Origin of the sequence: Mesorhizobium sp. M0778, assembly GCF_040320105.1 — a bacterium.
Lineage (GTDB): Bacteria > Pseudomonadota > Alphaproteobacteria > Rhizobiales > Rhizobiaceae > Mesorhizobium.
The window spans coordinates 59,932-67,767 of record NZ_JAMYPA010000029.1; the positions used below are offsets into that span (position 1 = coordinate 59,932).

Annotated in this window: 4 protein-coding genes, 2 pseudogenes and 1 riboswitch; of the genes and pseudogenes, 4 read left to right on the top strand and 2 right to left on the bottom strand. The window is 60.0% G+C overall.

What is annotated here, in order from left to right; genetic code table 11:
* Positions 1 to 69 precede the first annotated feature (69 nt).
* Positions 70 to 1,032, top strand: a complete 963-nt coding sequence (locus tag NKI22_RS28260; RefSeq protein WP_352740764.1) for an NUDIX hydrolase — start codon at positions 70 to 72, stop codon at positions 1,030 to 1,032.
* Positions 1,033 to 1,036: 4 nt separating this feature from the next.
* On the opposite strand, the pseudogene NKI22_RS28265 reads toward NKI22_RS28260, so the two are convergent.
* Positions 1,037 to 1,378, bottom strand: a pseudogene (locus NKI22_RS28265) (transposase); the annotation flags it as partial.
* Between NKI22_RS28265 and NKI22_RS28270 the strand changes: the two are divergent.
* Positions 1,375 to 1,602, top strand: a pseudogene (locus NKI22_RS28270) (PIN domain-containing protein); the annotation flags it as partial. The pseudogenes NKI22_RS28265 and NKI22_RS28270 overlap by 4 nt on opposite strands.
* Positions 1,603 to 1,829: 227 nt before the next feature.
* Here NKI22_RS28270 and hemN read toward each other — a convergent pair.
* A complete protein-coding gene (hemN, locus tag NKI22_RS28275; protein WP_352469023.1) occupies positions 1,830 to 3,170 on the bottom strand; it encodes an oxygen-independent coproporphyrinogen III oxidase in 1,341 nt (446 codons plus the stop codon).
* A 1,050-nt stretch (positions 3,171 to 4,220) separates the two neighbouring features.
* Here hemN and NKI22_RS28280 point away from each other — a divergent pair.
* Both NKI22_RS28280 and thiC read left to right on the top strand, forming a co-directional pair.
* Entirely contained in the window at positions 4,221 to 5,378 is a 1,158-nt protein-coding gene (locus tag NKI22_RS28280) for a porin (RefSeq protein ID WP_352959297.1), read from the top strand.
* Between the two features lie 533 nt (positions 5,379 to 5,911).
* Positions 5,912 to 6,028, top strand: a riboswitch (TPP riboswitch).
* Positions 6,029 to 6,131: 103 nt separating this feature from the next.
* Positions 6,132 to 7,836: phosphomethylpyrimidine synthase ThiC (thiC, locus tag NKI22_RS28285; protein ID WP_352959299.1), on the top strand; the 1,705-nt coding region annotated here is incomplete at its 3' end.

Here is a 7,836-nt window from a genome sequence, read left to right on the forward strand (position 1 = left end):
AGACAAAAACGGAATTCAATCGGTTCAGCCGCTTACGCGGCGGGGCTCTGCTCAACAACCTCGGGGACCATGGACGAACGCGCAAAAGGGATTAGGAAAGGCGGAGCTGGAGGCAAGGCCAACGACGTCAATGCGGACTTGATCGCCGTTGTGGTCGCCATGGACAGCAGCGCCCCCTGCGTTCTGACCATCCCGCAGGCAAACGCCCTGCCCTCGGGCCCGTTCGAGCTTGCTCACCGTTCGCTGCAGTCGGGCCTCAGGGGATGGGTGGAACAACAGACCGGCCAGCCGCTCGGCTATATCGAACAGCTCTACACCTTCGCCGATCGCGACAGGGTTGGCGCTGACGACCGCGTGGTCTCTATCAGCTATCTGGCGCTCACCCACCAAGACGAAGCTGGCGACCCGGCCGGGCGACACTGGGGAAGCTGGTACGACTATTTCCCGTGGGAGGATCACCGCTCCGGCACACCGGCGGTCGTGTTGGACGAATTGCGGCCGCGCCTGATGGAATGGGCGGATGGCACTGACGACAGTACGACACGCCTCGACCGACGACGGCGGGCGGCGATCGCCTTCGGCTTTGACGACCGCCATTGGAACGAGGAACTCGCGCTTCAACGTTATGAGCTGCTCTACGAAGCCGCCCTGGTGGAGGAAGCAATACGCGCCGGACATTCCGCTGCGCCCACCTCGGTCTCGGGCAGATCGATGATCGCCGATCATCGTCGCATCCTGGCGACCGGCATTGCGCGGCTGCGCTCCAAGATCAAATACCGGCCGGTCGTATTCGAACTGATGCCGCCGGTCTTCACGCTTTTGCAGCTGCAGCGCACCGTGGAGGCGCTTGCCGGCAGGCTCGTACGAAAGCCGAACTTTCGCCGGCTAATCGAGCAGCAGGAGCTGGTCGAGGAAACCGGTGAGACAACCGCGGAAACCGGCGGCCGGCCGGCGCAACTTTATCGCTTCCGTCACGCCGTTCTCGACGAGAGGGTGATAGCCGGAACAAAATTGCCGCTCTCGCGGGCTTGACCCGCCTTGCGCCAGCAGCCCTGACGATGTCGCGGACGGCTTGGCCCTTGTGACAACCGGGATTGTCGAGAATGACGATGTCGCCCGGCTTCAGTGTTTTGTTGAGTTCGGTTTCGACATAGACGCGAAAGGCCTGCGTATTGATGGGTCCGTCAATGACCCAAGGCGCCTCCACCCGATCCTGCCGCAGCGCGGTGATGAAGGTCATCGTCTTCCAATGGCCATATGGTGCGTGGGCCATCAGCCGCTTGCCGCGCACACCCCAGCCGCGCAACGGCGCCATGTTGGTCTTGACCCATGTTTCATCCAGGAAGACCAGCCGCGTAGGGTCAATGCGGGTCTGTGTCGATCGCCGAGATCCGGCGCGGCGCTGCCCTCATGGACAAAGGTCGGAAACGTGACGCACTGGCCGAATGGCTCGCCCGGGACCTGCCGCAGCGCTTCGAGTCGAGAGTCCTGCCGGTGGACGAACTGGTTGCCTTGGCCTGGGGCGACCTGACGGGCCTCGCGAAGCGGCGTGGCCGCGGTCTGTCATCGATGGACGGGCTGATCGCAGCCACCGCGATCTCCTGACCCATCGCATCGCGGGGATCTTCATGCGCTGACGGCGAAACACCCAGATATCCCGCACCTACCACGATCAATATGGAAACGCCTCGGTGGCAGCCACGAGGTCGATGTCATTGAAGATGAGATGAAATAGGCGGATCAGCTCTGCTTTTCGCATCCTTGACGCGCGCTTCATGACAGGCCTCGGCCAAGGGCGTCGAGTTTAGCTTCCGGTTGGATGCTTGCCCTCACCTGGGGCTATGCTTACGGCCATCCCGATCGAGAAAAGCATCGAACGCGGCAGCGACAGCACGAATCACAAAGCGATGCTCCCGCCGTACGCGGACAAAACCGTTTTCGAAGTCCACTATCCCGTCCTCGGCCAGCATCGCCAAGCGTTCAGCTGAATCGAGAAGACGGATCGGATCAGATCCGTGGGCGGCACAGATTGCCTGCACATCGGCCTCGAGATCGCACATTAGTTGCTCGATAATTGCGGCTCGCACGCGGTCGTCGTCGGTGAGGCGATAGCCCTTTGACGTCGCCAGACGGCCAGCTGCGATATGCTGGATGTAGGAATCCCGTGTAACTTCGTTTTGAACGTACCCTTGGCCGATGCGGCCGATAGCCGACGCTCCGAAACCGATCAGGGTTCTGCAGGTGTCGGCCGAGTAGCCCAACGAGTTACGCCGCAGGCGACCGGTTTTCTGTGCCAGCGCGAGCTCGTCGTCCGGCAAGGCGAAATGGTCGAGCCCGATCTCTCGGTAGCCGGCGGCAATCAGCGTCACGGCCACAGCCGCATGCTGTTCAGCGCGGGCAGCGCTGTCCGGCAGAAATTCCTCCTCGATGAGGCGCTGATTCTTTATCTGGGATGGAATGTGCGAGTACCCGAACACCGCAAGCCGGTCGGGGCGCATGGCGACCACCGCCCTCGCTGTCTCGACGCAGGATTGCACCGTTTGATGCGGGAGACCAAAGATGAGATCGAAGTTGATGCGGCTCACGCCGTGCCGACGCAGCATTTCCACGGCAGCCGACGTCTGGGCCTCGCTCTGGATCCGGTTGATCGCTTTTTGAACGATTGGATCGAAGCTCTGCACGCCGAGGCTCGCGCGGTTCACGCCGGCCGCTCCTAAGGCCTCGGCCATCTCGACCGTGAACGTGCGTGGATCGATCTCGATGGCGACCGTAGCTGTTTTCGACAGAGCGAAGCGGCGTCGCAGGAACTCTATCAGAGCGAGGAACTCGGGTGGTCCTATGAGAGACGGAGTTCCGCCGCCGAAATGTATGTCGCTCACGGGCAACGTCTGCGGCACTCGCTCCGCAACCAGACGGATCTCTTCACGCAGGGTCGCCAGATAGTTGAGGATCGGCGCATCATGGCGGGTGATGGTGGTGGGAAAGCCGCAATACCAGCACGCTGATCGGCAGAACGGAACGTGCAGATAGAGTGACACCGGACCGTCAGCCGGCAGGTTCTTGAGCCATTCCTCATAAGCCTCGGCGCCGACCGCCCCAGAGAACTCCGACACAGTCGGATAGATAGTGTACCAAGGCAGCCGGGCCTCTCGATATTTCGTGGTCTGCAACAGTTACCGTCCCATGCTGATAACCACCAACCTTACCGCTGCGCTCGCCTGTGTCTTTGCGCTATGTCAGTCCGTTCCGCTTTGGGCTCCGAAACTTGTATTTCGCAGCAATAGCGGCCGTTCAATCTTGGCTGGACGGTCAGCGACTGGCCATGGCTGTTCCCGCCGCGACCCTCACGCGTACCGTTTGGTTCCACCATCCCTTCCCTTCAGCCAGCGCCTGGTCGCGTAGATCCTGCTGAGCGGCTGCCGCATCCAACGAGATAACACCGCGTTGGGACCAGACTTTGCTCGCCAGCTAGCGCAGCCCCGTGGTGATCTCTGGCATCTCGATGAGCTCGTTTTGTGAATTGCTGGCAAGAAGCATTAGCTGTGGCGCGCCGTCTATCAGGACGAGAGCCTGCTCGACGCGACCGTCAGGTCCGCCGCAATGCCAAGGCTGGCGCGCCTACTGACTCCGTGGTGAAGGCAAGGCTGCGCGTTCAGCGCGTGATTACCGACCATCGCGCTCGCCAAAATGACGGCGTCGTACCGAGCGGCGCCCGCCGCATGATGTCTCAACGTCGGGGCTCACAGCAAACAAAGCTGTCGCCATTGAACGAAACTGTCGCGAAGCGAACAGACGAACCGTAGCCGAAAACGTTTGCCGTTCGTGCTTGGATTGATCCGCAAGGCAGAAAGGAAGGAAGAGCCAAGCAAGGTCCGCCGGCAGACTTGAGCTTCAAGCCGCAGCTGCGTCGTCAGGATGGCACGTCATTTGCAATAGAAGCCTTTGTGACGGCCCGCCCACAACTAGCGGAGATGACCGGTGATGGTTTGTACAGAAATGTTGAATGGCGTCGTTTCGGCAATAATTATATTTGTAATAACAATTGCATATCTGTAACAATAATACCCAATAGTATTCTCAATTTCTCATGAACATCTGGCATGACGAGAGCATCAAAACTGCTCAAAAATTCACTCAATGCGCATCGTTATCGACTGGTTCCTTAGCAAAAATTCATTCACTGACGTCCATCCCTTTTACTCTTTGAACGGAGATCAACAATGAACATTAGGAGCCTCCTCCTCGGCTCAACTGCGGCACTGATTGCCGTTTCCGACGCTCGCGCCGTGACCGCCGTTGCCGAGCCTGACCCGACTGAGTACGTTAAAATCTGCGACGTTTACGGCTCGGGCTACGTCTACATTTCAGGCACTGAGACCTGCCTGCGCATCGGCGGCTATGTCCGTTACGACATCGGCTTGCGCCATGTCGGATTGTTTGACCACGCAAGAACCTCCGATGTGAGGACTGGTGAGCATCAGGACACATGGCAAAACAACACGCGCTTCACATTGAAAACTTGGACCGGCCAGGAGACCGAACTCGGCACGTTGAAGACCTACACCGAAACCCGCATGAACTTCGGTAACCGCCACACTTCGGTTTCGGACAGTTCTCGGTCCTATGCCTTCAACGGAGACAGCACCTTGACTTTCGCCTGGATTCAGCTTGGTGGCCTCCGAGTTGGTAAGGACTGGTCGGCCTTCGACATGTTTATTGGCGGCGCGGTTGACGTACTCAACCAGACGCCGGTTCCGTACGGCGCTTTCGATACCAATGTGGTTCAGTACTACTTCGACGCCGGGAACGGCTTTTCGGCCGTGGTTTCGCTCGAAGAAGGCTCGGGCGTGGTCGGCACAATCGACAGCTACTCTCCGCACGTAGTCGGCAGCTTGAAATACACACATGGCTGGGGCGCGATCACCGGCGTTGCCGCTTATGATAGCAACTACGAATCGGTGGCCGCCAAGGTCCGTGTCGACATCAATGTCACCAACGAACTGTTGCTGTTCGGAATGCTCGGCTACGGTTCCAACGGCAAGCTCAACGACGACTCCACGAACGCCATCGACGCTCATGGTCGCGGCTTCTATAAGAGTTGGGGTGGGAACTGGGCTTTCTGGGCTGGCGCCACTTACAAGCTCAACGAGACAACTTCGTTCAACCTTCAGCTCTCCGGTGATCAGCTCAAGAACCATGGTGTCGCTGCAAACGTCGCCTATGCGTCTCTTCCAGATTTCACAGTTACGGCGGAACTCGACTATAGCCGCTACGGCAACTTCGCCGTCGGCAAGGTGGACGCTTCCAACGTGAACTGGACCAATGCCAACAAGAAGAGCGGTGTCGCCGGAATCCTGCGTTTCGAACGCTCATTCTAACGCGATTAAAGGGTTGAGTTCCGGTTGAGCGGACCAATCTCGCAACACTCCAACGTCGCATGAAGCTATACGAGATTGGAGCCTCGATCTCGGGGCCGGACGATGTTTCATATCAGATCTGGTCCGGATGATCGCGCAGGCGATATTCATCGCTCGATTATGTGTTTTGATCCGCAGCTCTTTCATTTCCACATCCCTTCCGCCCGCGTGACGGACCCTGCCATCCAGCAGTACCCGGCCGGGTTTTGCGAACTCGAAGGCCCAGTCGGGTGAGGAGGTGTTCAACTTGTTGATCGATTGTGGGGTGTGGCCCGATGCACTTGAAAATCGCAAATGGATCGCCTCCGTTCAGCCATCCCCGCGGAAATTCGAGCGCGAGAGAACAAGCTCCAGAGCATAAGCGAGGCTGATCGAGGAACAGACGATTCTCAGGCAACGCTCCATCCGATCTTGCGCCTGGCCGAGACGATCGCCCGACGATCAGCTGCGGCCAGAACGCGCTTGACAAACCGGAGCCGTCCCGTCCAACCTCACGCATTCACCAGGGGAGTCCCGGCAAGGGGCTGAGATACTGCTGGCTTTCGCGGCACAGTGACCCGTTGAACCTGATCCAGTTCATACTGGCGTAGGGACGGTGCAAGCGCTTTGCGGGAGTTCACGCCCGAGGTCCTGTTCGAGCAGGTCGACCAAAGCGTCTTTTCGTCCTTCCGGCACAGAACTGGGTCTCCAATGCATGAGCAAAGGAGCCTCAAGATGAATGCCCTCACCCCCGCCGTCTCGACGGGCCCACTGCCCGCCTCACGCAAAATCCACAAGCCCGGTGCCATCCACCCGCAGATCAGGGTGCCGATGCGCGAAATCTCCGTCCATCCGACGGCCGGCGAGCCGCCCGTCACCGTCTACGATCCGTCTGGCCCCTATACAGACCCGACTGTCGAAACCAGCATCGAAAAAGGCCTCGCACGGCTTCGCCACGAATGGATTACGGCGCGCGGCGATGTCGAGGCCTATGACGGCCGCCATGTCCGGCCGGAGGACAACGGCTTCGCGACGGGCGAACGGCTGACGCCGGAATTTCCCATTCGCCACCGACCGCTCAGAGCCAAAGCAGGCAAGGCGGTGACGCAGCTTGCCTATGCGCGCGCCGGCATCATCACACCCGAAATGGAGTTCGCCGCCATCCGCGAGAACCTTGGTCGCGAGATCCTGCACGGCAAGCTTGAGCGCGACGGCGAGGCTTTCGGCGCGACACTTCCCGATTTCGTCACGCCGGATTTCGTGCGTGATGAGGTGGCGCGCGGACGCGCAATCATTCCCGCCAACATTAACCACCCAGAGAGCGAGCCGATGATCATCGGCCGCAATTTCCTGGTCAAGATCAATGCCAATATCGGCAACTCCGCTGTCACCTCCTCGATGGCCGAAGAGGTCGAAAAGATGGTCTGGGCGATCCGCTGGGGCGCCGATACGGTGATGGACCTGTCGACCGGCCGCAACATCCACAACATGCGCGACTGGATCGTCCGCAACGCGCCGGTGCCGATCGGCACGGTGCCGCTCTATCAGGCGCTCGAGAAGGTTGGCGGCATTGCCGAGGATCTGACCTGGGAGCTGTACCGCGACACGCTGATCGAACAGGCCGAGCAAGGCGTCGACTATTTCACCATCCATGCCGGTGTGCGGCTGCACTACATCCCGCTGACCGTCGACCGGGTCACTGGCATCGTCTCGCGCGGCGGCTCGATCATGGCCAAATGGTGCCTGCACCATCACCGGGAAAGCTTCCTTTACGAGCATTTCGCCGAAATCTGCGACATCTGCCGTGCCTATGATGTGTCCTTCTCGCTCGGTGACGGCCTTCGTCCCGGCTCGATTGCCGATGCTAACGACGCCGCGCAATTCGCCGAGCTGGAAACGCTCGGCGAGCTGACCAAGATCGCCTGGGCGAAAGATTGCCAGGTGATGATCGAGGGGCCCGGCCACGTGCCGATGCACAAGATCAAGCAGAACATGGACAAGCAGCTCGCGGTCTGCGGCGACGCGCCGTTCTATACGCTTGGACCGCTCACCACCGACATCGCGCCGGGCTACGATCACATCACCTCCGGCATCGGTGCTGCCATGATCGGCTGGTTCGGCACCGCCATGCTCTGCTACGTCACGCCGAAGGAACATCTCGGGCTTCCCGATCGCAACGACGTCAAGACCGGCGTGATCACCTACAAGATCGCGGCGCATGCCGCCGACCTGGCGAAGGGTCACCCCGCGGCGAAGATCCGCGACAACGCGCTGTCGCGGGCCAGATTCGAGTTCCGCTGGGAGGACCAGTTCAACCTGTCGCTCGATCCCGAAACAGCGCGGTCCTTCCACGATCAGACCTTGCCCAAGGAGGCGCACAAGCTGGCGCATTTCTGCTCGATGTGCGGGCCGAAATTCTGCTCGATGCGAATTTCCCACG